This is a genomic window from Streptomyces sp. NPDC048248 (genome assembly GCF_043201875.1).
GTDB lineage: Bacteria > Actinomycetota > Actinomycetes > Streptomycetales > Streptomycetaceae > Streptomyces.
In genome coordinates this window covers 1-25899 of record NZ_JBICZL010000021.1, presented here as the reverse complement: position 1 = coordinate 25899, position 25899 = coordinate 1, and the positions used below count along the sequence as shown (strand labels likewise).

Annotated in this window: 26 protein-coding genes; 9 read left to right on the top strand and 17 right to left on the bottom strand. The window is 70.2% G+C overall.

Going from position 1 to position 25899, the window contains the following annotated elements; all coding sequences use genetic code 11:
• Positions 1–52: 52 nt before the first annotated feature.
• On the top strand, positions 53–262 hold the full coding sequence (locus tag ACGFZW_RS33245; RefSeq protein WP_393897021.1) for a hypothetical protein: 210 nt from the start codon (positions 53–55) through the stop codon (positions 260–262).
• A gap of 158 nt (positions 263–420) precedes the next feature.
• On the opposite strand, the gene ACGFZW_RS33240 is transcribed toward ACGFZW_RS33245, so the two are convergent.
• A complete protein-coding gene (locus ACGFZW_RS33240; RefSeq protein ID WP_393897022.1) occupies positions 421–639 on the bottom strand; it encodes a hypothetical protein in 219 nt (72 codons plus the stop codon).
• Between the two features lie 224 nt (positions 640–863).
• On the opposite strand from ACGFZW_RS33240, the gene ACGFZW_RS33235 reads away from it, so the two are divergent.
• On the top strand, positions 864–1073 hold the full coding sequence (locus ACGFZW_RS33235; RefSeq protein ID WP_393897021.1) for a hypothetical protein: 210 nt from the start codon (positions 864–866) through the stop codon (positions 1071–1073).
• Positions 1074–1231: 158 nt separating this feature from the next.
• Here the strand turns inward: ACGFZW_RS33235 and ACGFZW_RS33230 are convergent, their stop codons facing one another.
• The gene (locus tag ACGFZW_RS33230; RefSeq protein ID WP_393897020.1) at positions 1232–1696 is read right to left on the bottom strand and encodes a hypothetical protein; all 465 of its coding nucleotides are present in this window, start codon (positions 1694–1696) and stop codon (positions 1232–1234) included.
• 357 nt (positions 1697–2053) lie between these two features.
• On the opposite strand from ACGFZW_RS33230, the gene ACGFZW_RS33225 reads away from it, so the two are divergent.
• Positions 2054–2938, top strand: coding sequence for a SigB/SigF/SigG family RNA polymerase sigma factor (locus tag ACGFZW_RS33225; RefSeq protein WP_393897019.1), 885 nt, complete (start codon positions 2054–2056; stop codon positions 2936–2938).
• 92 nt (positions 2939–3030) lie between these two features.
• Here ACGFZW_RS33225 and ACGFZW_RS33220 read toward each other — a convergent pair whose 3' ends face one another.
• Positions 3031–4338: a phytase gene (locus ACGFZW_RS33220; RefSeq protein ID WP_393897018.1), complete on the bottom strand. Its 1308-nt coding sequence runs from the start codon at positions 4336–4338 to the stop codon at positions 3031–3033.
• Between the two features lie 381 nt (positions 4339–4719).
• Here ACGFZW_RS33220 and ACGFZW_RS33215 point away from each other — a divergent pair, with 381 nt between their 5' ends.
• Positions 4720–5415 carry a CAP domain-containing protein gene (locus ACGFZW_RS33215; RefSeq protein ID WP_393897017.1) on the top strand — a complete coding sequence of 232 codons (696 nt, stop codon included), beginning with the start codon at positions 4720–4722 and terminating at the stop codon, positions 5413–5415.
• A 104-nt stretch (positions 5416–5519) separates the two neighbouring features.
• Here ACGFZW_RS33215 and ACGFZW_RS33210 read toward each other — a convergent pair whose 3' ends face one another.
• Both ACGFZW_RS33210 and ACGFZW_RS33205 read right to left on the bottom strand, forming a co-directional pair.
• Positions 5520–5810: a hypothetical protein gene (locus tag ACGFZW_RS33210; RefSeq protein WP_393897016.1), complete on the bottom strand. Its 291-nt coding sequence runs from the start codon at positions 5808–5810 to the stop codon at positions 5520–5522.
• Between the two features lie 332 nt (positions 5811–6142).
• On the bottom strand, positions 6143–7060 hold the full coding sequence (locus tag ACGFZW_RS33205) for a MerR family transcriptional regulator (RefSeq protein ID WP_393897015.1): 918 nt from the start codon (positions 7058–7060) through the stop codon (positions 6143–6145).
• Positions 7061–7394: 334 nt separating this feature from the next.
• Between ACGFZW_RS33205 and ACGFZW_RS33200 the strand changes: the two genes are divergently transcribed.
• Positions 7395–7679 (top strand): hypothetical protein, encoded by a 285-nt coding sequence (locus ACGFZW_RS33200; RefSeq protein ID WP_393897014.1) that lies wholly within the window; start codon positions 7395–7397, stop codon positions 7677–7679.
• Between the two features lie 285 nt (positions 7680–7964).
• On the top strand, positions 7965–8729 hold the full coding sequence (locus ACGFZW_RS33195) for a class I SAM-dependent methyltransferase (RefSeq protein ID WP_393897013.1): 765 nt from the start codon (positions 7965–7967) through the stop codon (positions 8727–8729).
• A gap of 99 nt (positions 8730–8828) precedes the next feature.
• On the opposite strand, the gene ACGFZW_RS33190 is transcribed toward ACGFZW_RS33195, so the two are convergent.
• The 3 genes from ACGFZW_RS33190 to ACGFZW_RS33180 all read right to left on the bottom strand — a co-directional run bounded on the left by ACGFZW_RS33190 (position 8829) and on the right by ACGFZW_RS33180 (position 11286).
• A complete protein-coding gene (locus ACGFZW_RS33190) occupies positions 8829–9266 on the bottom strand; it encodes a CBS domain-containing protein (protein ID WP_393897012.1) in 438 nt (145 codons plus the stop codon).
• A 199-nt stretch (positions 9267–9465) separates the two neighbouring features.
• On the bottom strand, positions 9466–9678 hold the full coding sequence (locus ACGFZW_RS33185) for a hypothetical protein (protein ID WP_393897011.1): 213 nt from the start codon (positions 9676–9678) through the stop codon (positions 9466–9468).
• Positions 9679–9981: 303 nt separating this feature from the next.
• The gene (locus tag ACGFZW_RS33180) at positions 9982–11286 is read right to left on the bottom strand and encodes a glycosyl hydrolase family 28-related protein (RefSeq protein ID WP_393897010.1); all 1305 of its coding nucleotides are present in this window, start codon (positions 11284–11286) and stop codon (positions 9982–9984) included.
• 41 nt (positions 11287–11327) lie between these two features.
• On the opposite strand from ACGFZW_RS33180, the gene ACGFZW_RS33175 reads away from it, so the two are divergent.
• A complete protein-coding gene (locus tag ACGFZW_RS33175; protein ID WP_393897009.1) occupies positions 11328–12059 on the top strand; it encodes a CDP-alcohol phosphatidyltransferase family protein in 732 nt (243 codons plus the stop codon).
• Between the two features lie 27 nt (positions 12060–12086).
• Here the strand turns inward: ACGFZW_RS33175 and ACGFZW_RS33170 are convergent, their stop codons facing one another.
• From ACGFZW_RS33170 to ACGFZW_RS33150, 5 genes are all read right to left on the bottom strand, one after another.
• Complete coding sequence (locus ACGFZW_RS33170; RefSeq protein ID WP_393897008.1) at positions 12087–12515, bottom strand: adenylyltransferase/cytidyltransferase family protein; 429 nt, start codon at positions 12513–12515, stop codon at positions 12087–12089.
• A 22-nt stretch (positions 12516–12537) separates the two neighbouring features.
• Entirely contained in the window at positions 12538–14007 is a 1470-nt protein-coding gene (locus ACGFZW_RS33165; RefSeq protein WP_393897007.1) for a fibronectin type III domain-containing protein, read from the bottom strand.
• Positions 14008–14164: 157 nt separating this feature from the next.
• Positions 14165–15736 (bottom strand): oligosaccharide flippase family protein, encoded by a 1572-nt coding sequence (locus ACGFZW_RS33160; RefSeq protein ID WP_393897006.1) that lies wholly within the window; start codon positions 15734–15736, stop codon positions 14165–14167.
• Positions 15733–17409: a lipopolysaccharide biosynthesis protein gene (locus ACGFZW_RS33155; RefSeq protein ID WP_393897005.1), complete on the bottom strand. Its 1677-nt coding sequence runs from the start codon at positions 17407–17409 to the stop codon at positions 15733–15735. Before ACGFZW_RS33155 ends, ACGFZW_RS33160 begins: the two co-directional genes overlap by 4 nt.
• A complete protein-coding gene (locus tag ACGFZW_RS33150) occupies positions 17406–18905 on the bottom strand; it encodes a hypothetical protein (protein WP_393897004.1) in 1500 nt (499 codons plus the stop codon). Before ACGFZW_RS33150 ends, ACGFZW_RS33155 begins: the two co-directional genes overlap by 4 nt.
• Before the next feature lie 186 nt (positions 18906–19091).
• On the opposite strand from ACGFZW_RS33150, the gene ACGFZW_RS33145 reads away from it, so the two are divergent.
• Positions 19092–20315 (top strand): glycosyltransferase, encoded by a 1224-nt coding sequence (locus ACGFZW_RS33145; RefSeq protein ID WP_393897089.1) that lies wholly within the window; start codon positions 19092–19094, stop codon positions 20313–20315.
• A 45-nt stretch (positions 20316–20360) separates the two neighbouring features.
• On the opposite strand, the gene ACGFZW_RS33140 is transcribed toward ACGFZW_RS33145, so the two are convergent.
• Genes ACGFZW_RS33140 through gmd form a run of 3 tightly spaced genes read right to left on the bottom strand, consistent with a single transcriptional unit; the run spans position 20361 to position 23028 of the window.
• On the bottom strand, positions 20361–21485 hold the full coding sequence (locus ACGFZW_RS33140) for a glycosyltransferase (protein ID WP_393897003.1): 1125 nt from the start codon (positions 21483–21485) through the stop codon (positions 20361–20363).
• Positions 21482–22018 (bottom strand): putative colanic acid biosynthesis acetyltransferase, encoded by a 537-nt coding sequence (locus ACGFZW_RS33135; RefSeq protein WP_393897002.1) that lies wholly within the window; start codon positions 22016–22018, stop codon positions 21482–21484. The genes ACGFZW_RS33140 and ACGFZW_RS33135 overlap by 4 nt, the downstream gene beginning before the upstream one ends.
• A complete protein-coding gene (gmd, locus tag ACGFZW_RS33130) occupies positions 22015–23028 on the bottom strand; it encodes a GDP-mannose 4,6-dehydratase (RefSeq protein ID WP_393897001.1) in 1014 nt (337 codons plus the stop codon). Before gmd ends, ACGFZW_RS33135 begins: the two co-directional genes overlap by 4 nt.
• Positions 23029–23202: 174 nt before the next feature.
• Between gmd and ACGFZW_RS33125 the strand changes: the two genes are divergently transcribed.
• Positions 23203–24147 (top strand): GDP-L-fucose synthase family protein, encoded by a 945-nt coding sequence (locus ACGFZW_RS33125; protein ID WP_393897000.1) that lies wholly within the window; start codon positions 23203–23205, stop codon positions 24145–24147.
• Positions 24148–24237: 90 nt separating this feature from the next.
• On the opposite strand, the gene ACGFZW_RS33120 is transcribed toward ACGFZW_RS33125, so the two are convergent.
• Positions 24238–25596: a sugar transferase gene (locus ACGFZW_RS33120; protein ID WP_393897088.1), complete on the bottom strand. Its 1359-nt coding sequence runs from the start codon at positions 25594–25596 to the stop codon at positions 24238–24240.
• Between the last annotated feature and the right edge of the window lie 303 nt (positions 25597–25899).

The window sequence follows — 25899 nt, the reverse complement described above, 5'->3', positions numbered from 1 at the left end:
CTCGTTGCCGAAAACGGCGTCTCTCGTTGGCGGTGATATGGACCCTTTTGAGATGAAGCATGACGAGCCGCTCTCGCACGCCGAGTTGCTGGGGGCGTACTGGCTGGACACCCCGCACTACGGCCCATCTCCCTGGGGGCGGGCAGCGGATCGTCCGTCGTCGGTGCGCACGGCGACGGGCGGCGCGGTCCGCGCGGCGGTCGTCGGCCTCGCGGTGGTGACGATCCTCGCGGCGGCCCTTTCGGCCTGGACGCGCGGCTGAGAAGCCTCGTCGTCCCACACCCGCTCAACCCGTACGCCGCGTCGGCCCACCGGCAGACAACGCCCGCCTCCTCCCGGTCGCCGCGTTGCCGGGCGTCCCGCGCATCGCTGAACGAGCGGCTCCGCGTGGCATGCGGCGGCCGGAGGCGCGGGGCTTCGTCAGTCGTCGAGGCGGACGCGGAAGGTGATGCGCTCGTGGTGCATGGTGACCACCGCGTCGCCCTCGGCCTCGGCGTACGCGCGCGTCCCCCCACGGACCGGCGCTCCCGCGGTGTGCGGGCCCGGGCCGAAGCGGTCCATCAGCGAGGTCAGGGCCAGAGTGCCGTGATCACTGCGCAGGACGTACTGGCACTGAGCGATGGCGCCCTGGGGCGTCACCTGGACCGCACTGCAGCACCTGCCGTGCCCGCACGGTCATCCGCGACCCCGACGGCGGCCTGTTCACCGTCTGCACCATCTAGAGGGACGTCCGGGTCGCACGGGCTGCCGTTGGCGCGGCACGCAGCACGCGTGCGGTGTCGATGACGATCAGGTTGCGGTGCGCGCGTGTCTCGTTGCCGAAAACGGCGTCTCTCGTTGGCGGTGATATGGACCCTTTTGAGATGAAGCATGACGAGCCGCTCTCGCACGCCGAGTTGCTGGGGGCGTACTGGCTGGACACCCCGCACTACGGCCCATCTCCCTGGGGGCGGGCAGCGGATCGTCCGTCGTCGGTGCGCACGGCGACGGGCGGCGCGGTCCGCGCGGCGGTCGTCGGCCTCGCGGTGGTGACGATCCTCGCGGCGGCCCTTTCGGCCTGGACGCGCGGCTGAGAAGCCTCGTCGTCCCACACCCGCTCAACCCGTACGCCGCGTCGGCCCACCGGCAGACAACGCCCGCCTCCTCCCGGTCGCCGCGTTGCCGGGCGTCCCGCGCATCGCTGAACGAGCGGCTCCGCGTGGCATGCGGCGGCCGGAGGCGCGGGGCTTCGTCAGTCGTCGAGGCGGACGCGGAAGGTGATGCGCTCGTGGTGCATGGTGACCACCGCGTCGCCCTCGGCCTCGGCGTACGCGCGCGTCCCCCCACGGACCGGCGCTCCCGCGGTGTGCGGGCCCGGGCCGAAGCGGTCCATCAGCGAGGTCAGGGCCAGAGTGCCGTGATCACTGCGCAGGACGTACTGGCACTGAGCGATGGCGCCCTGGGGCGTCACCTGGACCGCACTGCACTGCGCGCTGCCGTCCCCGACGGTGCGCCCCGGCTTACCGTTGCGGCTCTGGTGCAGGTCGAAGTAGAGGGTCCAGTTGTCCCCGGCCCGCGGGTGCTGAGGCTGGGTGTGGACCTTCTTGACCGCGATCCACTCGACCTTCTTCGTGTTCCTGCTCTCCGGTCTCGCGTGGGCCGGACCGCTGGGCGGGGCGAAGGTGAAGGCGCCGACTCCGAGGGCAGCAGCGGTCACGGCGGTCAGCATTGCGGCGCGGCGTCGGGAGCGTACGAACACGAAGCCTCCAGGAACTCGGTCAGGAACGACGGACATACGAACCCCGGTCCGCGGTCGGCGGACTGCGGCTCACCGGCTCACTCCAACGGCTGCTGCTCACCGCGCGCCGTTGCCTGCGCCGGGACGTCACCCGCAGGAGCGTTGCATTCACTCATCCGCACGCCCTGGTCATTCACATGGCCGGAAAGTGGTTCGGTACGCGTCAGGGAATGCCGAGGGGCGGGAGGGAACTCAACGGGCCACGGGTGAGAGGTTTTTCGCATGACCAGTGGGTAGACGACGCATAACGTTCCGGCCAGGGGAGAGGAGCAGGACATGGAGACCGCAGCGGTGCAGGATCTGCCGACGGCCGACCGGGCGGAGGTCGCCCCGGACGCCCGCTTGGAGACCCCTCTGCCGCCGGTTGAGGAGGCCCGCCGCGTCGCTCCGCGCGACGCCCGCCGGCTCTCGAAAATGTTCTTCGACCGCTTGGCGCTGCTGGAGGAAGGCACCGCCGAGTATCAGTACGTCCGCAACACCCTCATCGAGATGAACCTGTCGCTGGTGCGCTACGCGGCGAGCCGCTTCCGCAGCCGTGGGCAGGAAATGGAAGACATCGTGCAGGTCGGCACGATCGGTCTGATCAAGGCCATCGACCGGTTCGACATCGCGCTGGAGAACGAGTTCACCACGTTCGCCGTGCCCTACATCGTCGGCGAGATCAAGCGCTTCTTCCGCGACACCACCTGGTCGGTGCATGTTCCCCGCCGACTGCAGGAACTGCGCGTCGATCTCGCCCGCGCCCGGGAAGACCTGGAAGCGCAGGGCATCCACGACCCGAGTGTCGCCGAACTCGCCGAGCACCTGGACCTCGGGCAGGAAGAGGTGATCGAGGGACTCGTCGCCTGCAACGGCTACAGCGCCGACTCGATCGACCGGCCCATCGAAGCAGGCGGCGGTGGCAAGCAGCAGAGCGGACTTGTCGCCGACCTGATCGGCAAGGAAGACCCCGCGCTCGCCCGTGCCGAGGACGTCCAGGCGCTCAAGCCGCTCATCGAAAAGCTCGACGACCGTGCCAGGACCCTGCTTCAGCTGCGGTTCGGAGCGGAAATGACACAGTCCGAGATCGGTGACGAACTCGGTATCTCGCAGATGCATGTTTCGCGGCTGCTGAGCCGCGCCTGCAATCAGCTGCGCGACGGACTCCTCGCCGAAACCTGAGTGTCCCGGCCCGGAATCTCCGGTGGACCGCAGCCGCTGCGCCGGCACGGGTCCACCGGAGGAGGACGCCTCTGGGGACGGTTCAACCGGACTCAGTCGTCGACGCCGTCCATGACCTTGCCGAGGTCCACGAACTTGAAGCCGGTGGCCTCGCGCTCGCCCTCCGCGGGGGTGACGTGGCCGTCCTGGACGACGAGCAGCCCGTGCGGGTACTTCCTGCCGAGCGGGGCGTTGAGCACCGCCGCGCCGTCGCATTCCTCCGAACCGTCCACAGCGCCCGATGCGGTCACCCGGAAGCCGCCCTCGTACTCGTTGCGGTCCGCGACGTCGCGGTCGTAGAGGGCGAAGGTGTTGTCCCCCTGGCTGGACGCCAGGACGTATCCGTCGCCGTCGGCCTCGGTGAGCAGCGTCAGCCCCTCGACGTCGGCTGCCAGGTGCGAGCCCCCGTAACCGGGGTCGGCGCCGGCCGTGCACTCGTCGGTCTCTTCGTCGTAGACACCCGGGATGCCGTACTCGCGGACCTTGTCGAGCAGCTGCGGCGCGCCGGTCAGGTCGGCGCGAACCCGCCAGATGCCGACGTCTTCCTGACCGGCGTAGAGCATCCCGTCGGCCGGGTCGACGACCATGCCCTCGACCTGCGGAAGTTCGCCGGGTTCCGCGCAGGGTGTCCACGAGGAGCCGTTGGGCAACCGGAATGACGACGGCAGGTCCAGGGTGCGCACCGTCCGGTAGCCGACGGTGCCGCGCGGGGTGGCGGTGAGTTCCAGCAGGGCGACGCCGGTGCGATTGCGGCGGCTGACCAGCGCGTAGGAACGGCCGGTCGCCGGATCGGTCCACGTGGCGAGTCCGTAGGCCGTCCGCTGCTCGTTGATCTCGTCCTGGCCGGAGGAGAAGACGGCCGGCGCGGCGGGGTCGGTGATATCGGTCAGCGGACCACCGGGACGGTCGCGGTCGATGCGGTAGATGCGCAGCTTGTCGTGGCCGCGGTCGCTGGCCACGGCGATGTCGGCCCGCCCCGAGGGGAGTTGCATCCGCGAGATCAGATCGACGTTGTTGAACCGGCCGGGAGCGTCGTCCGGGCCGGGGGCGGCGGGAGCGGGAAGGGACTGCACCTGCCGCGCGTCCAGGTCGTACACCCGAAGCCCGCCCTCCTTGGCCGTGGCGATCACCAGGCTGCGGTCCGGGTCGGCGGTGTTGCGCCAGATCGCGGGGTCGTCGGCGTTGGCGTTGCCGCCCGCCTCGTCGTCGAATAATGCGGGCGTCTGTGCCTTCGGTGTGACGGCGGGCAGTGCGGCGCCGGTGCCGGAGTTCGCGTCGGCGGGGCCGGTCGCGGCGGCGAGTGCCACGAGGGTTGTGCCCAGCGCGACTGCGAGTGCAGGGACGGGACGGTACCTGGCCACGGAGCGCTCCTGTGTGTCGGGGACATGGCGAACAGCGTGAGCCTGGGACCGTGTCATGACGGCCCGGCATCCAATAGGCGATGCCCGAGCGAGCGCGAGGTGAACTCGCGCGCCGGTCGAAGGACGAGGGGAACCGAGGACCGTCGTCACCAAGTTGCTTGATTTGAACTGGAGTTGAGCATCAATCGACCGGGGGTGTGTGAGCCGGCGGCGACGGCACTCCGTAGCGCTGCCCTCAGGGAGCCTCCCGTACCTTCCACTGTCCCGGTTTACCCGTCATCCCTTCACTTTTTCGGATGACATGCGGAGCCGCCCGGAAGGACCTCGGTGTCGCACGGGTAGGCAGCAGCCATTCACACGACACGGCATGAAGGAGCGGGAGTGCCCAAGGGGAGCGGGTCGGGACGACGGGGGAGCTTCGGCCTGCGGGCCGCGGCGATCGTCTTGACGGCGGCGGCGCTGACCGGGGCGGGAGGGAGCGTCGACCAGCCCGCGAGCCGCGCCGCTCCACTCCACCACTCCCGCCAGGGCTCGCTCCTCGCGGCGCCTCCACCGGTGACGTACCGGGACCGGCCACCGGCTCTCGCCTCGGTGTGGCAGGAGGTCTGGCGGCCACAGCACCGCCCGGACCGCCGGCCGCCCGCCGTCGGCTCGCACGCCGGAAACGGGCAGCGGCGAGGACCGGCCGCGCTCCGCGGCGCGCCGGACCGCGTGCTGCGACTGATCAACAGGGTGCGGGCGAAGGCCGACTGCCCGCCGGTGCGAAAGAAGCCCGAACTGTCGAGAGCCGCCCGGAGTCACAGCGACGACATGGCCGAGGCCCAGTCGCTCTCCCACACCGGCAGCGCCGGCACCGATCCGGGCAGTCGGCTCACCGGCCAGGGGTATCGGTGGAGCCGGGCGGGCGAGAACATCGCGCGGGGACAGCGAGGCCCCGCGGCGGTGGTCCGGGCTTGGCGGGAGAGCCACAAGCACCACACGATCCTGGTCACCTGCGCCTTCCGGGACGCGGGTGTGGGCGTCCAGGGCGGTCGGCAGGGCCCGTGGTGGACGGCCATTTTCGCGGCTCCCCGCTGAGAGCGCGAGTCGAGAGCCGACGCGTGCCGCGTCACGCGTCACGCGTCACGAGCGAATGCGCCGCGAGCTGTGCCCGGCCGGGACGCCGCCGCCCGGCCGCGGCCCTACTGGTGGAAGAGGTCGCTCAGAGAAGGCGCGTCGTCTTCCTCGCCCCGTACGGCTTCGACGACGGCTTGATGGAAGTTGCGGCTGGCTTCCTCGGAATGGCAGGGCACGGGGCTGCCGGCCATGGTGTACCACTCCGTGGCGCCTGTGTACTGCACCGCGACGTGCGCCTCGTCTTCGGACCAGGTGGTGTGGATGGTCAGGTCGCCCTCGATCACGCCGGCTTCCGCCGTGCGCACCGCACCGCGGCGTGCGTGGATTCCGATGGTGGTCCAGGAGGCCCAGGTCATGTGCTCCCCCTCGGCGGCGGGGCCCCGGCCGGCGGCCAGGCGCAGTGCTTCAAGTCTGGCATCTGCCGTAGAGCGCCGCAGGACATCAGCCGGGGCGCCAGGGGGGCGGTGGACGGCCGATGTGCGGTCCGCCCGACGAGGGCGCCGCGAGCGGGGCCAAGCCCGTAATGACAATCCTGATCACTTCTGACCCCGCCACCTCGCGGCCGGGCAGCCGAGCGGCGGCACACCGCCATGGGAGTGGTCGTCGGTCCTGCCTCCACAGTGAGGCCGACTGGCACGATCGGGCGGTGTGTGGTGGTCGGGTGACCGGTGCGCGCGGGCGCGGTAGGTCAGGGGGCCTGCTGCAGCTCGGCCTGCAGAGCGCGTTCCAGCCAGTGGAGTTCCTCCGTGTGAGCAGGCTGCGGCTGGTGTCCTCGGACGATTGCCACGAGCCGCCGGTACCTCTGCGCTTCGGCGCGCATGCCGGCCCGGAGACTCCGCAGTACGGCGGCCCGGTCGGCCTCCCCGAAGAGGTCGGCCAGTACGGCGGCCGCGTCCGGGCCGAGCGGGTCCACCCCGCGGGAGCGGGCCGCCCCCGCCACCTGTACGGCATGGCCTGTGAACCAGACGGAGGCGCCTGGCGGGGGTTTCTCTCCCGGCCCTGCCGCGGTGAGCGTCATCAGCGTGCGCATCCGCGAGCGGAAATCCGGGTCCTGAACCAGCTCGGCCAGTTCGATCCAGGCGTCCACCTGCTCAGGTGCGGGATCTTCGGGCAGCTCGATCGGACGGGCCCGCATGCGCCCGCTGGTGCGCGACGCGACGGCCAGTCCCTCGAACACCTCGGCGGTGAAATCGTCGATGATCTGCCGACGCTCGGCGGCGGACAGCCGGGCCAGTTTGTTCATCAGTGCTGTCTCCTCCGCCGTGGAACCGCGCTTCGCCACGGTGGACAGCACGGCCCGGCTCACCTTGAGAGCGCGGATCCGGGCGTCCAGCGCCGCCACATGCGTGGCCGCGACCTCCGCGACGGTGCTGTCCCCGCTGAGGACCCGGTGGATGTCCCCGAGCCCGATGCCGAGCTCCCGCAGGGTCCGAACGAGTTCCAGGCGGGCCACCGACTCCGCGTCGTACAGCCGGTAGCCGGCCTCGGACCGGCCTGCGGGCGGGAGCGCGCCGACGTCCGACCAGTAGCGGATGGTGCGTACGGCGAGACCGGTGCGCCGGGCGAGTTGCCCGATGGTCAGCAGTTGTGGGTGTGGATCGCTCATGGGAGGGAGTCTCGCCCTTCCACCGGCTGGAGACTCAAGGGTTTTGGGCAGGTGCGGCGGCGCGCGCTGCTGCGGGCAGTGACACGCCCGCGGCCGTGCGAGTTGAGACGTCTTTCCCGCGCCTTGCCCGCGTCTGAAGCCGGCGTCGCATCAACGCTTCTGACCTGCCCATTTCTCCCGGATGAGGGGCTCGGTGAGGTGTCGCGGCGGGCCGCGGACGATCGTTCGGCGCGCACGATGGTGTCGTACGGTCTTCGCGTCGGGCCGGTGACCCGCGCTACCGGGGCGGGCGTCTTGGGCTCCCACCGGCAGGTGCTAAAGAGAAGGAGCTGCCGTGTCCAGTGCCGCTGTGTCCCTCGCCGCCGAGTTGCGGTCGGCCGCCTCGCGCATGGCGCTGGTCGACGACATCGCCGAAACCGACGCGCCCCACGAAGTCCTCTACGCCGTCGCGAACACCATCGGCGCTCTCAGCCACCCGGTCGCCGCTCTGTGCCGCCGCGCCGCGGAGCAGCCGGGAACCAGTGCCGCGACCGCGGCCGAACTGGCCACCTGCGAACGGGCGATGGACGAGGCCGCGGCCAAGGTCCGGCTGGCCATGGACTGCTTCCGGGACCGGTGACGGACGGTCGGGCCGGGGCGGCGGGGGAGACGGTGGCGGGGGATCAGGGGGCAAGCCCCGGGCCGGTCGCGAGCCACCGGAAAAGACGCCTCAGGTATGCCCGGCAAGCCGTCGAAACGGCTCTCGCCGGGGGCGCGTACGACCGTGCGGGTATGGCGGGAGGCAGGATGCCCTCCGTGCGCGCGCAGGCGCCGTCCGCCTCGTCGGCGGCCTCGCCGTTTCACCTCTGACCTGGGCATTTGTGGGGTTTCTGGCTAGTCTCCCGGCACGTGAAAGGGGGACCGGATGGACCGGAACATCCGCACCGTCGACGATGTGCTGGAGCTCTTGGACGGCCTGTTCGCGCCGGATGCCGATCGTTGGACGGCCGACGCCGCCACCTGGTGGGACGCCTTCTACGGCGACCGCTCCAGGCCGGTGCCGTTCTTCGTGGCGAAGCCTGACGAAAACCTGGTCGCCTATCTGGAACGGGGCCTGATCACGCCGGGCCGTGCGCTCGACCTGGGCTGCGGACCGGGGCGCAACAGCCTCCAACTGGCCTCCCTGGGCTTCGAGGTGGACGCGGTCGATCTCTCTCCGGCAGCCATCGCCTGGGCCGAAGAGCGCGCCGAAGAGGCCGGAGCCGACATCCGGTTCCACCGCGGCAATGTCTTCGCCCTCACCGACAGCGAGTTGGGCGGCCCCTACGACCTCATCTACGACTCGGGCTGCTTCCACCACCTGCCGCCGCACCGTCGCATCAGCTACCTCGCCCTGCTGGACCGCCTCCTTGCCCCCGGCGGTCACTTCGGGCTCACCTGCTTCGCGGCCGGAGAGATGGGGTCCGAACTCCCCGACGCGGCCTACTACCGTGAGTCCCGGCTCCACGGCGGTCTGGCCTACACGCGGGAGTCCCTGCGCTGGATCTTCTCCGACCTCGCAGAGATCGAACTGCGCCGCATGCACGACGAGCCCGACGAATCCCCGCACTACGGCGCGCCCTTCTTGTGGGCGGCCCTCTTCCGTACCGTCCGCCGGGCCCAGGCCGACGACTCACGTGCGGGAGCGTAGTGCCGCGGAGGCGGCCCCGGTCGAGGAAGAGCCGCAGCTCCACCCTCAACTGCGGTGCAACTGCGGCGACTTCATAGGTGACGTACGGAGCCCGGCGGGTCAGCCGGCGGTCGCGTACACACGGCTCGCGAACTCCGCGATCTGCTCATCGCTGAGGTTCTTCGCGAGATTGGCCTCCGTGATCATGCCGATCAGACGGTGGCCGCTGCCCACGTCGATCACCGGGAGGCGCTTGATCTGGTGGCTCTCCATGGTCTGCAGGACCTCGGCGGCATCCGCCTCGGCGTCGATCCAGTGCAGCTCACCGTCCAGGGTCCCTGCCTGGACCGTGGACGGGTCGATTCCTTCGGCGACGCACTTGATGATGATGTCGCGGTCGGTGATCAAGCCCATGAGCTTGTTGTTGTCCCCGCAGATCGGCAGGGCGCCGACCTTCAGGTCGCGCATCATCCTCGCCGCGTCGAGCAGCGATTCGTGTGCGCCGACGCACTGCACCCCGTCGGTCATGATGTCGCGGGCTCGCAGGTTCTTGGCCATGATTCCTCCAGCCTTCGGAGCGTTCCTTGCCTGACCCCCACCTTCGATCACACCACGAATGGCTCAACGCCGCCCATTGGGGTAGGGCGGCCCACCGCAGCGGGCCATCGCCCTGAGAAGGGCGGTTCACCGCAGGTCACAGCACGTTCCCGCAGCGGTGGCGCGACGCGTTCGAGCACGTCGCGAGCCGGGTGCGCGATCATTCCGGGGAGTCGTCCTCGCGGGAGTCGTCGTGGGCCGCCGATCCCGTCCCGCCGCCGTCCTGCGCCGCCATGGGTTCGTGGCGCGGCGGCGTGAGCGGCGGAGCGGCCTCCTGAGCAGCCTTTCGCTGCGCCTCGTCCGCCTGATCGCGTTCGCGCTCGGCGACCTCGGGCGCGACGCCTTGCTGCTCCCGGTGCTCCTCGTTGCTCATGACCACTCCAGATCTTGCCGATACGTACACCCTCCACCGTGTGCACCCACGGAGCGTGGCGCATCCCGGCCACGCCCCCGGCCCACCAGGCGAAGGGCCCGCACCGAAAGGGTGCGGAGTTCCTCGCGTACCCGATCCTCGTCGGATCGCACACCCGGCCGTTCCGAGCTGTCGCCCGGTTCTTCGGTGGCGCCTCGGACAGCTCACGGCCACCACTGAGCGCTCCCGGCGCGCGGACATCCGCACAGGGCCCCGGTCGTCCTCCGACCGGGGCCCGTGTCGCGGGACCTGGTGAGGGTCAGCTCACGAACCGATGCAGTCGACGAACTTCACCCGGCCGCCCCCGCCCGTGACGAACTTCTTTTGGGAGTGGTTGCGCAGCAGGCACATGTCGTAGCGGGCGCGGGTGCCGGAGCCGCCGGCGTCCTCCTGTTCGTAGAGGTGCTGCCCGGACAGCTGGCAGGAGTCGTAGCGCACCAGAGGGCCCCGGGCCCCGATGTGATAGCGATGGGGACGGGTCCCCTTCGCGAACGGCTTGAAGGACTGCGCGGTGTCGTCGCAGTCGTTGAAGTGCACCGTCCCGCTGCCCCACGCGCAGTCGATCACCACGGTGTCCGGGCCGCGCACCTCGAAGCGGATGTCCTCGGCGTGGAAACGCTGCACGGAATCGTGGTGCGGACCGCGCGGAAAGCGGAAGAACGTGCTGGTGCGCCCGTAGGCACCGGACGCCTGCGGGCGCCGGCCGGTGATGATGTACGAGCCGCCACGACAGGTGATGGAGCCGCCGTAGGGGAACTCCAGGAAGTTGCCCCACTCGTACTCGACCTTCATGTCGTTGAACCAGTAGTTGAGGAACTGGTCCTGCTGCCGCGGGTCCGTCGACTTCTGGGAGAGCCCGGAGTAGAGGAAGGCCTTGCGGTAGGCGCCACCCACCCGGCACGCGTCCCAGCGCATCTCCGAGTTGGTGTTGCTCCCGTCCAACGCGAGTCCGTACGTCCATTCGCCGGTCCACTCACACGCGGTGAAGCGGTAGTCCTGCGCCTGACCGGTGGAGTAGGAGTAGAAGAACGACGCGCCGGGAGTACCGGAACGGAATCCGATCTGTTCGAACATGATGTTCGCCCAGCTGTCCTCGTTGCGGCACAGGTAGGCGTTCTCGGCCCGCGCCGGAGCGAACAGGATCTGCGTCATGCGCTTGCCGGCTCCCCGGAACCGGAGACCGTTGGCCTTCAGCTTGCCGCCGCCGGCGTTGATCAGGGCGTTTGGTTCCCGGATGAGGTAGGTCCCGGCCGGCACGTCGATCACCGTACGGCCGATGTGGTCCCACACCCGGCCCGCCGCGTAGGTGTACGCACGGGCGAACGCGCGGCTGTCGTCCGTGCGTCCGTCGCCCTTGGCGCCGAAGTCCGCCACCACGTCGACGACGTCCTTGCCCTTGGGCTTGCGGCCGGTCACGGTGCGGGCCTTGGCGTCGTCCTGAGGATCGGGGGACGGCGGGGACTCCTGGGAGTCGCAGCCCGTGAGACCGGCCGCCAACGCGGCGGCCGTACCCGCCAGCACCGCCCTGCGGGTGGCGCCGCCGGTTGACCGGGAGAGCCTTCCTGCCATGATGTTGCTCCTTCGGGGGGTCCAGTCGTCAGGTGGGGGACATGAGCCAGTTCGGTTACGCGATCAGAGAGCTTTCCGCGGCGCAGAAATCCGCGAAGGGGGTGTCTCTGTATTCGCGCTACGTGAACCGGCCGGCCGGCCGGATACTCGCCGCCGTCGGCTACAGCATGAAGCTGACGCCCAATCAAATAACGCTGATCGGTGCGCTGTTCACCCTGACGGGCGGCACGCTGATCGCGACGCTCGGTCCCTCGCCCGCGGTGGCGCTCGGTGTCTTCGTCGCGCTGGTGCTCGGTTTCGCACTCGACTCCGCCGACGGGCAACTCGCCCGGCTCACCGGCACCGGCAGCCCCGCCGGGGAGTGGCTCGATCATGTGGTCGACTGCGCGAAAATGCTGGCCCTCCACATGGCTGTGCTCATCTCGTTCTACCGCCACTTCGATTTCTCCGCCCCCGTGTATCTGCTCGTTCCCGTCGCGTTCCAGTTCGCCGCGGTCATGGTCTTCTTCGGCGGCATCCTCACCGAACAGCTCAAGCGCGCGGAGCGGCTCAAGAGCACTGCGGGCGGGCCGGCTGCCGTGGCCCCCGCGTCCACCCTGCGTTCCGTCGCACTGCTGCCGGTCGACTACGGGGTCTTCTGCGCGATCTTCCTGGCGTTCGGCAGCCGCGACCTGTTCGTGACGCTCTACTGCGTCCTGCTCGCCGCGCACGTCCTGTTCATGGTGGCGTTCTTGGTCAAGTGGTATCGCGAACTGGCCGCCCCCGGGCGCTGAGGCGCCGGGGACGGCCGATTCTTCAGATCAGGCGGAAGCCGCGAGCCCGTCGAGTGCCTTGCGCAGCAAGGTGCTCGACGTGTGCACGGTGTAGGGGAAATAGATCACTTCCACCCCCACCGTCGCGAAGTCGCGTTCGAGTCTGCTGCCCTTTTCCGTGCCCCGCCAGTCGTCGCCCTTGAAGATGACGTCGAAGCGCACCTGCTGCCAGGTCTCCAGCTTGTCGGGCACGGTCTCGACAAAGGCCGCGTCGACGAATCGCACGCTGCGCACGATCTCCAACCGCTCGCTGAGCGGAATGACCGGAGCCTTTCCCTTGGCTTGTACAGCCATTTCGTCCGACACCACACCCGCCACCAAATAGTCGCACTGACTTCTGGCGTGCCGGAGAATGTTCAGGTGCCCGACGTGGAATAGGTCGTAGACCCCGGGTGCGTAACCTACTCGGTGCGTCATGTACCCCCCACTCGGCGTGCGATCAACGCTTGGCGGTCACGTAGACCGGGCCGTTGCGCCCGGAGACGTTGGTGCCGTCGGTGACCTCGATCGAGTAGCGGTGCTCGGCGCCGGGCTCCACGGTGTCCGTGAAGCTCATGTTGGGGCGGTTCCAGTAACGCGAATCCTGGTTTCGCGAGGTCAGATAGACGCCGTCGCGGTAGATCTTGTACGTCAGAACGCCGTTGTCGCGGTCCCAGGAAGCCTTCCAGTTCAGCGTGATCTTGCCCCGGGAGGAGCTCGTCCCGCTGAGGATCGGCACCTGCGGGGCCCCGGTGTCGGGCGCGGCCGCGAACCTCGTCAGGCCCTGCTGGGCCTTCTCGTTGACGGTGGTGAACTCGCCCCCGGCCCACAGGATGCCGTCCGCCATGGTCAGCGCCCGCGGGCCGATCTGCTCGCCGATGCCGTCGTTGGTGTCCGGGAACCACGGCAGGATCGTCTTGTCGGAGATCGACTGCGCCAGGAAGTGCTGGCGGTTCTCGATGTCCGGGAATCCGCCCGGGGTGGAGTTGCAGTCGTGCGCGTGCGAGCCGCTGTAGAGCACGCCCTTGTACGGCAGGACGGCCTGGGTGGCGCCCAGGCAGGTGTCCTTCCAGACCTGCGAGCCGTCGGAGAGCCGGCCGGCGGCCCGGCCGTCGAAGACGCCGCCGCCGGTTCCCTCGGCGCCCAGGTAGAAGTTCGTGCCGTCGTTGACCAGCGCCTTCACGGCGGACCTGTTGGGGATCCAGCCGGTGAAGCTGTTGACGGTCTTGCCGGTGGTCGCGTTCAGGCCGGCCAGCGCGTGCACGCCGAACAGGCTGCCGTTGACCGAGGTGAAGCGGCCGCCGATGATGACCTTGTTGAGCTGGGGCGCGACCGTGATCGCGTTGACCGCGGGCGTCGGGTCGTTGGAGACCGACGAGCCACGGATCGTGGCTTTGAAGGGCAGCAGCTCGCTCGTCGGCCGCAGCGCGGCGATCCGTTCGCGGGTCTGTCCCTGCACGGTGTCGAAGCCGCCGCCGACGTAGACCGTGTCGGCGGTGACGTCGATGGCCCGCACGGTGGAGCTGACCGTCGGCTTCCACGCGGAACCGATCGTGCAGTCCGCGGTGTTGAGGGTGGCGGTGTTGGACCGGCCGGCCGATCCGGCCTTGCTGAAGGACCCTCCGACGTAGATCAGCGAGCCGTCGGGCGAGGCCTTCATGGCCCGGATCGTGCCCGTTCCGCCGGTGAACGCCGGGGCGCACGACAGCGGTTGACCGGTCTTCGCATCGAATGCCGCGAAGTTCGTACGGGCCAGCTCACCGGTGCCGGGCGCGGCGCCCGGTGGCCGGATGTGTGTGAAGGTGCCCCCCACATAGACGATGCCCTTGGCGTAGGCCATGGCCCACACGATGCCGTCGGTCTGCCACGTGCTCAGCGGATCGGCGGTAAGCGTGGGCTCGCCGGCGGCCTGCGCCGGCCCGGCGGCCATTACCGTGGATGCGGTGCCGAGTACGGCAGCGGCGAGCAAGAGATTGATGTGTCTGCTTCTTTGGCGCACAGGTCCCCCCTGGAAGCACAGCGCGATCGAAAGTGACAGGATGGGAAGCGGAACCGAGATGAGTTCTGTGCGGAAATGGGCCCAGCGTTCATCGCGAGTTTCCCGAGCCACGCTTGCGCAGCGCTCCGAAGAACTCCCCTACCCCCAGCGGCAAACGATAGCGCCAGACGGAGGCGCAGAAAGCCCCAATGGCTAAAACAATTCCCAAGGACGCACCGAGCGAACTGTCGCCGAAAATCGTCCGCATGGCGAACGCCGGCGGCGCCACCACCCCTACGCCGACCAGCGCCGCCCGCAGATAGCCGAGGTCGACGGTGCGGAAGCCGAGGCGGTAGCGGACCAGCAGGGCCGAAGCGACGTTGTCCACCACGATCGCCAGACCCCACGACACCGCAGCACCCAGCACCCCGTAGCGCGGAACAAGCCACACACCCGTGCCCAGCTGAACCAGGAACGCCGCACCGGCGACCCCCAGATTCCAGACACTCCGTCCGGCCATCAGGATGACCGTCTGCGCATTGCCGACCCCGACGTTGATCAGACACGCCGCGCACAGGACCACCAGCCCCGCCGCGCCCCCGCCGAAGTCCGGCCCGAAGAGCGACAGCACGGCGCCGGGGAACGCGGCGAGCACTACGAACACCGGCCAGGAGAAGAGACCGATCCACCGGGTCGAGACCCGGTGCAGATGATGGGCCGCGGGCTCGTCGCCCCCCGCGAGCAGCCGGCTGATCTGCGGCGCCACCGCGAGCCTGATCGCCAGTTGCAGCAGCGTCCCGGCGGTGACCAGGCGCCCGATCGCGGTGTAGACGCCCGCCTGAGCGCTGGTGCCCAGCACCGACAGCAGGATCACGCCGATCCACACCGCGGCGATGTCGAAGACCGAGGAGGCCGCCCGAGGACCGGCGAAGGCCCAGAATTCCCGCGCCTGCGACGGCGGCCGTGAGCTGCCGGGACGTGCCCGGCAGGAACGGCGCAGCGACAGACCGGCCGCCACCGCACCGAGCAGACCGGGCGCGAGCCACGCCGCGGAGACCCCCACCACGCTCGGCGCCAGCAGCACCAGGGGGAGCGCGAGAAGGACGCGCAGCACCGGCTTGCCGATCTGCTCCACGCCCACGAACGGCACCACCGAGCCGAACCCCCGGGTGGCGCCCAGCAGGACCAGCGACACCGTCGTCACCGGAAGGAACACCGCGAACAGCCGCAGTATCACCGTGGCCCGGTCGGGGTCGAGGTCGGGAAGCAGCCAGCCTGCGAGCCCGGGGGAGAAGAACATCACCAGCGCCCCCGCGGTGCTCGCCACCAAGGTCGGCAGCACCGACGTCCGCAGCAGCCCCGGCACGCCACCGCCCCCGGTCAGCTCCAGATCGCGGGAGACGAAGCGGACCAGCGCGGTGTCGGCCCCCAGCTTGAACGCGTTGCTGAGGATGGTGAAGGCGGCCACTCCGGTGAAGACCGCACCGGCGCCACGCGCTCCCAGGCCGTGCGTGACGACGGCCACGAGAACGAAGCCGAACAGGGCGTTCGCGGCCGAGCCCACCAGACCGAACGCCCCGCCGCGCGCGGTCGTGGCGACTCCGCGCCGGCCGGCCGCGCCGGTGTCGGGGTGCTGCCCCGCCGGCGCCGCGCCGGACCCGGCGGGACCGAGTGCCGTCATCCGCGCAGTGAGGTGGTGTCGACGTCGGCGGGCGCCCCGCCCATCGGCGGGTGGCCCGCCCGAGGCGGCTGCGGCGTGACGACCGGTGCGGCAAGAGGCGCTCGGGCGTGGTTGCGGCCGCGCTTGCGCTGTGTCGGACCGCCGTCCGTGAGTCCCCGCAGCGGCCGCCGGTGGCTGCCCTTGTCCAGGACCGCGCCCAGGATGTGCCCACCGGCCCCGGTGATCAGCTCCCACACCCGGTCCAGGTCGTCCCTGCGCACCTCGTTGAGGTCGCAGACCACCACCACACCGGCCGCCTGCTTCGCGACGGCCAGGCCGTCCGCGTGCGAGAGCAGCGGCCCGGTGACGACGACGACGTTCTCGTTCGGGTCGGCCGGTGCGGTCAGCAGCCGGGCGAAGTCCGGGGAGGACAGGGCCCGCGCGGGGTTCGGCACCTCACGGCCGGGCAACAGGTCGAAGCGTCCGTCGACACCTGCCTCCACCGCGAGCCGCTCGCCGTCCGACCAACTGCCCGGCACCGGCCGGCCGTGGCCGGGGCGCAGCGGGAGCCGCCCGGTGAGTTCGGGGGTGCGCAGGTTCGCCTCGACCAGCAGGACGTCGTTGCCGATCTCCGCGAAGGCGCCGGCCAGATTCACCGCGACGGACACGGCGTCCGCGTTCTCGCGGGGGGCGACGATCAGCAGGCTGCCCCGTCCCGCGAAGCGCTGGTCGTGCACCAGTCGAAAGGCGATCGTGCGATAGGCCTCGGCGCGGTTGCCGCGACCGGCCCTGCCGACCTCAAGCAATGCCTCGCCGCCCCGCCGGCGCGGCAGTATGCCGAGTACCGGCGCGCGCAGGTTGTCCTGGACATCCGCCACCGACCGCACCCTCGGCTCCAGAACCGAGCGGATCCAGGCCGCCAGTATGCCCAGCGCCAGACCGGCCACCGCACCGGCGAGCAGCAGTACGGCAAGGCCGGGGCTGGACGGGAAGGCCGGCGGGTCGCCCTTGCGCACGACGTCCCCGGGCGTGGTGTCGAGGGACTTCAGGCTGGAGATCCGCCCTTGCAGATCCGCTATCTCCGAGATGATGTTGCTGCGCTCGGACTCGTCGGTGGCCTGCGCAGTCCCGCCGCCCGCGTTGGCGATCCGCCGGTCAAGCACCTTGCGCTGATCGGTCAGCGGCTTCAGTTCGTCGCTGAGCTTGCTGACGGTGGTGTCGATCCGCTGGGTCGCGGCGTTCTGGCGGTAGTCGAGATACGCGTGCACAAACGCGTTGACCAGTGCCGCAGCCCGCCGCGGGGAGTCCGCGCTGTACTCGAACATCAGGGTCTGGGTCTCGGGCGGGTTGCTCACCCGCAGATCGCGCTGGAGCACGGCCGGCTCGGCGCTGTCACCCAGGGCCTTGGCGGCTGCCGCGGCGACCGACGCGCTCTGCGCGATCTGCCGCTCGGTGCCCATGCTGATCTGCTTGTCCACCGAGACGCCGCCCGCCTCGAAGGGGGCGGTGCTGATCGCGTGCACCACGACTTCGCCGGTCGCCGTGTAGGTCGAGCCGCCGAACAGGGACACCGCACCGCCGCCCAGCATGCCCAGCACCAGGCCGAGCAGGAGCAAGGCGCGGTACCGGAAGAGCTGGCGCAGTTGATCACGCAGCTGGTCCGGTTCCTCCGAGGGCTCGTCGAAGACGCTCACGTACGTGCTCCTCCTGTGGGTGACGGCACAGCGACGGGGCGCGCATCGGCTGCGGGCGCGCTCGCGGACTGCTGTCCGGCGGACGGCGGGAGTCGCCGCCCCTGTTTACGGGTGATCAGAAGCGGGATGAACAGCAGCAGTGCGAGCGGGCCCACGATCGCCATGAGGCTGCCGCGCAACAGGACGAGTTGGTAGAAGCCGAACGCGGGCACCAGCAGTGCCGCGAGTGTGCCACGATGCCGCCGCAGCCGGTGCCGGATGTCGTCGATACGCCTCCCCACCGCGCCGATCAGGGCGAACACTCCGACCACCGAGGGGAATCCGGCCCACATGTACGTCTCGATCCACAGCGGTGCGGAGAGATTCTCGAAGGTGTAGCCGGCGTGCCGGGCGAGCTGGATGCCCGCGTCGGCGGGCTTGTCCGGCCATGCCGCGCGCGGCACGAAGAACAGCGGGGGGCCCAGCGCGGAGGTCGGCGTGAACCCGTGCGTCCGTACATAGTCCATGCCCGTCTCGATCTGCTGGAAGGCGTCGTAGTCACCGTTAGAGGTGAACTGCTCGGCGAGCGAGACGACCTGCACGGGCTCGCGCTTGTCGTAGCGGAAGTAATCGCTGTACGGGAAGACCACCAGCACCACGGCGGTGACCGCGGCCGCGCCGATCCGGAAAGCCCGCGGCCCGCGCAGCGCGGAGGCGCTGAAGACGAGGGCGAGCAGCACCGTCCCGGCCCAGAAACGCGGCTGGCTGATGGGGTTGTTGACCACGGCGTTGACGATGATGAGCAGCGGCAGCAGGATCCAGCGCACGCCACGCAGGGTGCGGTCGCCCGACCGGAAGCGGGGTACGTGCACGAGGGCGACCAGCGCCCAGAAGGCCGGTACCGAAAGGACCCAAGCCGCCATCGCCCGGTCCGCCGACCCTGACGGCGCCGCCTGTGCCGCGGCCTCGTTGGCCGCCTGCCTGCTGAGGAAGAACGCGGACAACCCGCCCTGGCCCGGAATCAGCACGACGGCGAGCAGCAGCGCCACACCGCACAGCAGCAGCACCCGGCCGGACGTCAGCCGCCGCGCGAGAACCGGTTCGAGGAACGTGGAGGTGCGGGTGGACTGCCAGGACGCAAGGGCGGAACCCGCGCTGTACGCAAGAAGTCCGGTTTCCACCACGGCGGTTGACAGGAACGCCGTGTGCGCGTCGACGAGGAAGCCGCGGGGATACGCGTCCGTGGCGAGCATGGCCAACGGGGCGAGGCCAAGCCATACATAGGTGAAGAGCCAGAACCCGAAGGCGATCACCCGAGCCCGGACGTCGGTCAGCACCCGCGCAAGCGCCGTGCCGGAGTGCACCACCACCACGCCCTGCACGGCGAGCGCCGCACCGAAGCGCGCGTCGAGCGAGTGCAGGATCAGCACCGGCAGCAACAGCACCAACAGCAGCGTCCAGCAGCAGAGCGCGGCGACGCCACGCGAACGCACGACAGTGCGCAGCCTTCCGGGCATGAGCGGCCCACCTCCCCCCAACTCCCCACCAACGTCCACAATCTAAGGGACGTCGGGTCACAAGGTCGTCTTCGGGACACAATCGCAATCCAATTCGCGGTCGCCGGCGTCCGCCGACTCCTACGATGACCGCACAGCCAGAGGGGGCCAGTCGTGGAAAACTCGTTAACGGGCCGGTGCGTGCTCGTGGTCTCGACCAACTATGCGCCCGAACACACAGGCATCGGGCCGTACTCGACCCAGATAGCCGAACACCTGGCCGCATCGGGAGCCGACACACACGTGCTCGCCGGGATGCCGCACTACCCGGCCTGGCGGGTGGGGGAGGGCTACGCGGGCAGGTGGCGGATGTGCGAGGTCCGGGCCGGCGTCACGATCCACCGGCGGCGGCACACCGTACCGCCGCGTCAAACCGCCCTGCGCAGGGCCTTGTTCGAAGCGAGCATCCTCGCCCACGGAGTCCTGGCACCACCGCGCGTCCGTCCCGATGTGGTGCTCACGCAGATGCCAAGCCTGGCCGGTGGCGTCCTGGGCGACCGCCTGGCGCGGCGCGCACGCGTGCCGCATGTCGTGATCGTCCAGGACCTGATGGGTGCCGCAGCCGAGCAGAGCGGCATCCAGGGTGGCGGCAGGGTCGCCGCCCTGGCTGGAGGGCTGGAAGGCAGGGTGCTGCGCCGCGCCGACGTCGTGGGGGTGGTGCACGAGTCGTTCGTGGACCGCGTCACGGCGATGGGGGTGCCGCGTGAGCGGGTGCACGTGGTGCCCAACTGGGCGCATGTGAAAGGGCCGAGCGGCGACCGCGCGCTGACGCGGGAACGGCTGGGCTGGTCCGCGCGGGACACCGTGGTGCTGCACGCCGGAAACATGGGGCTCAAGCAGGGGCTCGATGTCCTGGTGGAAGCCGCCCGGCTCGCCGAGCAGGAGGGCGCCCGTGTGCGCATCGTCCTGATGGGCGACGGCAATCAACGAGAGCGGCTCCAGCAGCTCGCGGCGGGGGTTCCCGCGCTGTCGTTCCTGCCGCCGGCCGACGCCGACGAGTTCCCGGAGGTGCTGGCCGCCGCCGATGTGCTCGTCGTGACCCAGAAGGCGTCCGTACTGGACATGAGCCTGCCGTCCAAGCTGACGTCCTACTTCATGACCGGCCGGCCGGTGATCGCGTCGGTGGCGGCGGAGGGCGGCACCGCCAAGGAGGTGCTGAGGTCGGGCGCAGGCTCGGTGGTGGCGCCCGAGGACCCCAAGGCGCTGCTGGCGGAGATCCGTTCGTTCGCCGACGACCCGGAGGGTGCCACCCGGCTGGGGGCGCACGGCCCGCGCTACGCCGAACGGCACCTCAGCAGCCGGGCAGGTCTGGACCGGATCACCGCGCTGCTTGGCCTCGCGCAGCGCCCCGCAGGGGTGGACCGGTCGTGATCGGTCGGCGGCTGCGGGGCGTCCGCCCGGCAGCCGCCGACAGCATCACTTCGTGGCGGGCCGGCTGACGGAGCTGTACCACTCCGCCAGTCGGTCGGTCACCGCCGCCAGGGAGAACTCCGTATCGACGGCGTCGAGCCCTGCCCGGGTCAGGCGCTCCCGCAGCGGACGGTCCTCCAGCAGTCGCAGCACCGCGTCGGCCAGCTGTTCCGGTGAACCGTCCGTCACCAACGCCGCTTCCCGGCGCGAGAGTTCGGCGGCGATGCCGCAGCTGTGCGTGCACACCACGGGCGTGCCCACCGCCAACGACTCCAGCACGCTCATCGGGAACGGTTCGTCCACGCTGGGCAGGACATACACGGTGGCCCGCGCCGTCCGCTCCACCGCGGCGTCGTGCTCCAGCGCACCGCCGTACGTCACCGCGTCGGCCAGGCCCTCGCTCGCGATCAGGCTCCGGACCTCCGCCAGCCGCCCCTCGTCCGAGCCGTGCAGTGTGAACGACACGTCGGGGCGCTTGCGGTGCACCAGCGAGGCCATACGCACGAACGCCTCGGGGCGTTTGCGGGTCTGCAGCCGGGCGAGGAAGAGCACGTCCGTCTCGCTGCCCTCCGTGGTGTCGGAGCGGGCGCGCACGCCGTTGGCGAGCCGGACCAGACGCGGCCCGTCCCTGCCCAGTACCCGGCGCAGCCCTGCCTCTTCCTCCTCCGTCAGGACCAGGGCCGCGCGCGCTCTGCGCAGCAATGGGACGTACAGCCTGTCGAAGACCGCGGCAATGGCAGATCGCCGAGGCTGGACCATCCCGTGCGTCTGCACCAGGAAGGGGCGGCGGCGTAGCACGGCCACGGCGAGCGCCGCGAGCGACACCAGGTCGCGCCCGGCATGGATGTGCCATACGTCGGACCGGCCCGCCCGGCGCCAGAGCGCCGGGAGCAGCGCCGGGTGGAACAGCCCGAGGAACCCTTGGCCGGGCACCAGCGTGCGGGCCCTGAACGCGCGCAGCGGAACGTCGTCGACCATGCGTGGGGGCGCCTTTCGCCCCCGCCACAGCGAAACCAGCTCGACGTCGTGGCCGCGCGCGGACAGTTCGCCCAATTGGGCGGTGGCCACACTTACCGGCCCCCCGTATGCCCCGTCATCGCTGACCAGGGTCACGACATGGGTGATTCTCATCCTCGGCCCCCGGTGGTCAGCACGTCTCCTGGGGAGACGTCGTGGTGGGCGACCGCCCCTGCGCCGACCACAGCGCCCGCCCCGACGGTGACGCCGCGCAGCACGATGGCGCGCGCGGCCACCCACGATCCCGCTTCCAGGTGGATCGGTGCGTTGTCGAACTCGAAGGTGGGGGAGCGGCGTTGGTGGCTGCCGGTGCACAGGACGGCGCCTTGGGACACGCAGACGTCGTCGGCGATGGTGATCGGCTCCAGATTGATCAGCCAGGCGTCCTCGCCCACCCAGACGTCGTCGCCGACGGTCAGCTTCCATGGCCACTGCACGCGCACCCGGTGCCGGATGAGCACCCGGTCCCCGACACGGGCGCCGAAGGCCCGCAGCAGCGCGGGCCGCAGGCGCGGCGGGAACCACCACTTCACGAACAGCACGTTGAGCGCGGCGAACCAGGCGGCCTGCATCAGCAGCCCGCGCCCCTTGTCATAGCCTGCGCCGCTGAAACCGCGCAGGCTACGGGCGGTGACGGGAGCGGTCATCGGTCCACCCGCACCCGGTGGCCGGCCAGTTCGTCCTCCAGCTCGCGGACATCGGACTCGACCATGATCCGGGCGAGTTCGTCGAACTGCACCTTCGCGGACCAGTCCAGCAGGCTCTTGGCCTTGGACGGGTCGCCGATGAGCGCGTCCACCTCGGACGGGCGCTCGTACTTCGGGTCGAAGCGCACACTGCGCTCCCAGTCCAGCCCCACCGCGTCGAAGGCGGCGCGCAGGAAGTCCCTCACCGTCGCGGGGACACCGGTCGCCACGACGTAGTCATCGGGCTCGTCCTGCTGGAGCATCAGCCACATGGCCTCCACGTACTCCGGCGCGTAGCCCCAGTCGCGGACCGCGTCGAGGTTGCCGAGGTAGAGGTGCTCCTGGAGGCCGGCCTGGATGCGGGCCACCGCGCGGGTGATCTTGCGGGTGACGAAGGTCTCGCCGCGGCGGGGGCTCTCGTGGTTGAAGAGGATGCCGTTGACCCCGTAAAGGCCGTATGCCTCACGGTAGTTGACCGTGGACCAGTACGCCATGACCTTGGCGCAGCCGTACGGGCTGCGCGGGTGGAAGGGCGTCGACTCGTTCTGCGGCGGCGGGGTGGCGCCGAACATCTCCGAGGACGAGGCCTGGTACAGCCGGGTCTGCACACCGCTGGCCCGGATGGCCTCCAACAGCCGCAGGGCACCCAGACCCGTCACGTCCCCGGTGTACAGCGGGGCGTCGAAGGAGACCCGGACATGGGACTGGGCGCCGAGGTTGTAGACCTCGTCGGGCTGCACGTCACGCAGCAGGTTCACCAGCGCGACACCGTCGGACAGGTCGACGTGGTGGAGCACCAGCCGCCGGTCCGGGGTGTGCGGGTCCTGGTAGATGTGGTCGATGCGCTCGGTGTTGAAGCTGGACGAGCGTCTCATCAGCCCGTGCACGGTGTAGCCCTTGCTCAGCAGCAATTCGGCGAGATACGAACCGTCCTGGCCGGTGATACCGGTGATGACTGCGGTTTTGGACATGGCTTCCCCCCACGAGAAGTGACGCGCTCAATGGTTGTTCGGTGAATTCCCCCGCCGGAGATCTCCGGCGGAGGGACGCTACCCGCTCGGTGGCCGGCGGTCGAGAGCCGAGTGCGGCAGATATTTCCTGAAATGGCCGGTGGATCTATCGGGTTGACTGGCACAATCCGCGCCATGGATGACTTGCTGCCCACACCCGCACGAATCTTTGTCGCAGGCCACCGCGGTCTGGTGGGATCCGCCGTGGCCCGGCGCCTGGCCGCGAGCGGCTACGAGGTGCTGACCCGCACCCGCGCCGATCTCGATCTGCGTGACGGTGACGCCACCGCCGCCTATCTCCGGGCGGCCCGGCCCGATGCGGTCGTCCTGGCCGCGGCGAAGGTCGGCGGCATCATGGCCAACAGCACCTACCCCGTGCAGTTTCTGGAGGACAACCTCAGCATCCAGCTCAGCGTGATCGCCGGCGCCCACCGAGCGGGAGTGCGCCGGCTTCTCTTCCTCGGATCGAGCTGCATCTACCCCAAGCTCGCAGCCCAGCCCATCACCGAGGACGCACTGCTGACCGGCCCGCTGGAGCCCACCAACGAGGCGTACGCCATCGCCAAGATCGCCGGCCTGCTCCAGATCCGCTCCTACCGCCGGCAGTACGGTGCGTCCTTCATCTCCGCCATGCCGACGAATCTGTACGGGCCCGGCGACAATTTCGACCTCGCCACCTCGCATGTGCTGCCGGCGCTCATCCGCCGCTTTCACGAGGCGAAGGAGAAGGAGCTGCCGGACATCACGCTCTGGGGCACCGGAACGCCCCGGCGCGAGTTCCTGCACGTCGACGACCTGGCGGCCGCATGCGAACTGCTGCTGCGCCGCTACGACGCGGAGGAGACGGTCAACGTCGGATGCGGCGAGGACCTCACCATCGCCGACCTCGCCTCCCATGTCGCCTCCGCCGTGGGCTACGAGGGCCGCATTTCCTTCGACCCGTCCCACCCTGACGGCACACCGCGCAAGCTCCTCGACATCAGCCGGCTGAGCGCCCTGGGCTGGGCGCCGACCATTCCGCTCGCCGAGGGCATCGCCCGGACCTATCACGCGTGGCGGTCGGAGCCGGCCCCGGTGTGATCCCGCCGCGCCCGCGGGGTGCGGTCGGCGTCCGCCCAGAGGCGGGACACCGGCCGCACCCCGCGGCCTTCCATGGCGCAACTCGCTCATCTAGTACGCACCGCGCCCGTCCACCACGGCACGCAGGGTGCGCACCAGGACGTCGATATCGCGGGCGTACGACCAGTTGTCGACGTAGCTGAGATCCAGCGCGACCGTCTCGTCCCAGGAGAGATCGGACCGCCCGCTGACCTGCCACAGTCCGGTGAGCCCCGGCTTGACGGCAAGCCGGCGCAGCTCCGTCCCGTCGTAGCGCTCGACTTCTTCGGGAAGCGGGGGCCGCGGGCCCACCAAGGACATATGGCCCACGAGGACGTTGTACAGCTGCGGCAGCTCGTCCAGCGAGAAGCGGCGCAGCACCCTCCCCACCCGTGTCACCCGCGGGTCCCGACGCATCTTGAACATCGCCCCGTCGTGTTCGTTCGCCGCCTCCAGCGCGGCCCGCATCCGGTCGGCGGTCACGACCATCGTGCGGAACTTCCACATACGGAACGGCAGTTGATGACGACCGACCCGGATCTGGCAGTAGAACACCGGCCCCGCGGAGGAGACCCGTATCGCCGCGGCCACCACCGCGAAGACGGGGGAGAGCAGTACGAGCAGCAGCAGCGCCCCCAACCGGTCGGTGGCGTGCTTCAGCAGTACCGGAAACCCGCGCTTCGCCGCGGGGTCTATGTGCATCACCGTCAAGCCGGCCGCCTTGGCCAGCCTGACCCGGTGCTGCGAGACATCGATCAGGCCGGGAAGAATGGCCAGATCCCGGCCCTCGTCATGCAGGGCCCAGGCGAGCCTGCGTATCCGCTCGGCCGTCATCTGCCGACCCGGCGCCACGAAGACGAGATCGGCATCGAGCTCGACCGCGCAACGCAGCACGGTCTCTCCGTCCTCCGCCCCCTCCGGCGCGGCACCGTCGACCGCGAGCCGGGCCGGCAAGGGCAGCGCCGAGTCCGTGGCACCGTCCCCGACGAGGCAGCTGCCGACGACGATGTACTCGTGGTCGGTGCGGTGTGCCAATTCGGCGAGCACGACATCGACGGCGCCCGACTCCCCGACGATCAGGACACGGCGCAGCCCCTGCGCCTGTCGGCGGATGGCCAGCAGATACCGGTGCATGAGCTTGCGCCGGACCACGGTCACCACCAGACAGGGCAGCAGCGCGAGCACCCAGACCTCGGCGGAGATCTCGACGCGCGCGGCGAGGCACGCGACCGCGAACACGCCCACCGTGGTCAGCCAGTCCCGGAAGACAGGCAGCACCGAACCGCTGTCGCCCACCGAGCCCTTGACGTAACGATTCTTTGCTGCTGCTACGGCGAGCCAGGACGCGCCGGCCAGTGCCGCGGCGAGCAGCGGGTGCGGTTGCCGGGTCGCGGCGCAGAGCACCCCGACCGGCACCGCGGCACCCAACATGTCCACGAAAAGAGCAAGTTGGAGAAGTCCCCGTAATGCCGGCCTGTGTCTACCTCTCTTCTCGTGTTCCCACGCGCGGTGCAGCTTGGCTGTCCCGGCGGGTGACTCGATCACCCGTGATCCGGCAGCTTCGAACAACCCCATGGCCCCCCACTTGGTCGTCCCCATTCTTACGAGGCGGGGGGGGGGCCCCCCCCCGCCCCCCCCCCGGGGGGGGGGGGGGGCGCGGGAACAAGCGGGGCGGCCCCCCAGCCGGTTTACTAAATTTTTTTTTGTTTTGTTGCCGGGGTTTAATAAAAATTA

Excerpts from the sequence above, each read along its gene's own strand:
- ACGFZW_RS33245 (WP_393897021.1), top strand. The coding sequence starts at position 53 with ATGAAGCATGACGAGCCGCTCTCGCACGCCGAGTTGCTGGGGGCGTAC.
- ACGFZW_RS33235 (WP_393897021.1), top strand. The coding sequence starts at position 864 with ATGAAGCATGACGAGCCGCTCTCGCACGCCGAGTTGCTGGGGGCGTAC.
- ACGFZW_RS33225 (WP_393897019.1), top strand. The coding sequence starts at position 2,054 with ATGGAGACCGCAGCGGTGCAGGATCTGCCGACGGCCGACCGGGCGGAG.
- ACGFZW_RS33210 (WP_393897016.1), bottom strand. The coding sequence starts at position 5,810 with ATGACCTGGGCCTCCTGGACCACCATCGGAATCCACGCACGCCGCGGT.
- ACGFZW_RS33205 (WP_393897015.1), bottom strand. The coding sequence starts at position 7,060 with ATGAGCGATCCACACCCACAACTGCTGACCATCGGGCAACTCGCCCGG.
- ACGFZW_RS33195 (WP_393897013.1), top strand. The coding sequence starts at position 7,965 with ATGGACCGGAACATCCGCACCGTCGACGATGTGCTGGAGCTCTTGGAC.
- ACGFZW_RS33190 (WP_393897012.1), bottom strand. The coding sequence starts at position 9,266 with ATGGCCAAGAACCTGCGAGCCCGCGACATCATGACCGACGGGGTGCAG.
- ACGFZW_RS33185 (WP_393897011.1), bottom strand. The coding sequence starts at position 9,678 with ATGAGCAACGAGGAGCACCGGGAGCAGCAAGGCGTCGCGCCCGAGGTC.
- ACGFZW_RS33180 (WP_393897010.1), bottom strand. The coding sequence starts at position 11,286 with ATGGCAGGAAGGCTCTCCCGGTCAACCGGCGGCGCCACCCGCAGGGCG.
- ACGFZW_RS33175 (WP_393897009.1), top strand. The coding sequence starts at position 11,328 with ATGAGCCAGTTCGGTTACGCGATCAGAGAGCTTTCCGCGGCGCAGAAA.
- ACGFZW_RS33170 (WP_393897008.1), bottom strand. The coding sequence starts at position 12,515 with ATGACGCACCGAGTAGGTTACGCACCCGGGGTCTACGACCTATTCCAC.
- ACGFZW_RS33165 (WP_393897007.1), bottom strand. The coding sequence starts at position 14,007 with ATGGCCGCCGGGCCGGCGCAGGCCGCCGGCGAGCCCACGCTTACCGCC.
- ACGFZW_RS33160 (WP_393897006.1), bottom strand. The coding sequence starts at position 15,736 with ATGACGGCACTCGGTCCCGCCGGGTCCGGCGCGGCGCCGGCGGGGCAG.
- ACGFZW_RS33150 (WP_393897004.1), bottom strand. The coding sequence starts at position 18,905 with ATGCCCGGAAGGCTGCGCACTGTCGTGCGTTCGCGTGGCGTCGCCGCG.
- ACGFZW_RS33140 (WP_393897003.1), bottom strand. The coding sequence starts at position 21,485 with ATGAGAATCACCCATGTCGTGACCCTGGTCAGCGATGACGGGGCATAC.
- ACGFZW_RS33135 (WP_393897002.1), bottom strand. The coding sequence starts at position 22,018 with ATGACCGCTCCCGTCACCGCCCGTAGCCTGCGCGGTTTCAGCGGCGCA.
- gmd (WP_393897001.1), bottom strand. The coding sequence starts at position 23,028 with ATGTCCAAAACCGCAGTCATCACCGGTATCACCGGCCAGGACGGTTCG.
- ACGFZW_RS33125 (WP_393897000.1), top strand. The coding sequence starts at position 23,203 with ATGGATGACTTGCTGCCCACACCCGCACGAATCTTTGTCGCAGGCCAC.
- ACGFZW_RS33120 (WP_393897088.1), bottom strand. The coding sequence starts at position 25,596 with ATGTTGGGTGCCGCGGTGCCGGTCGGGGTGCTCTGCGCCGCGACCCGG.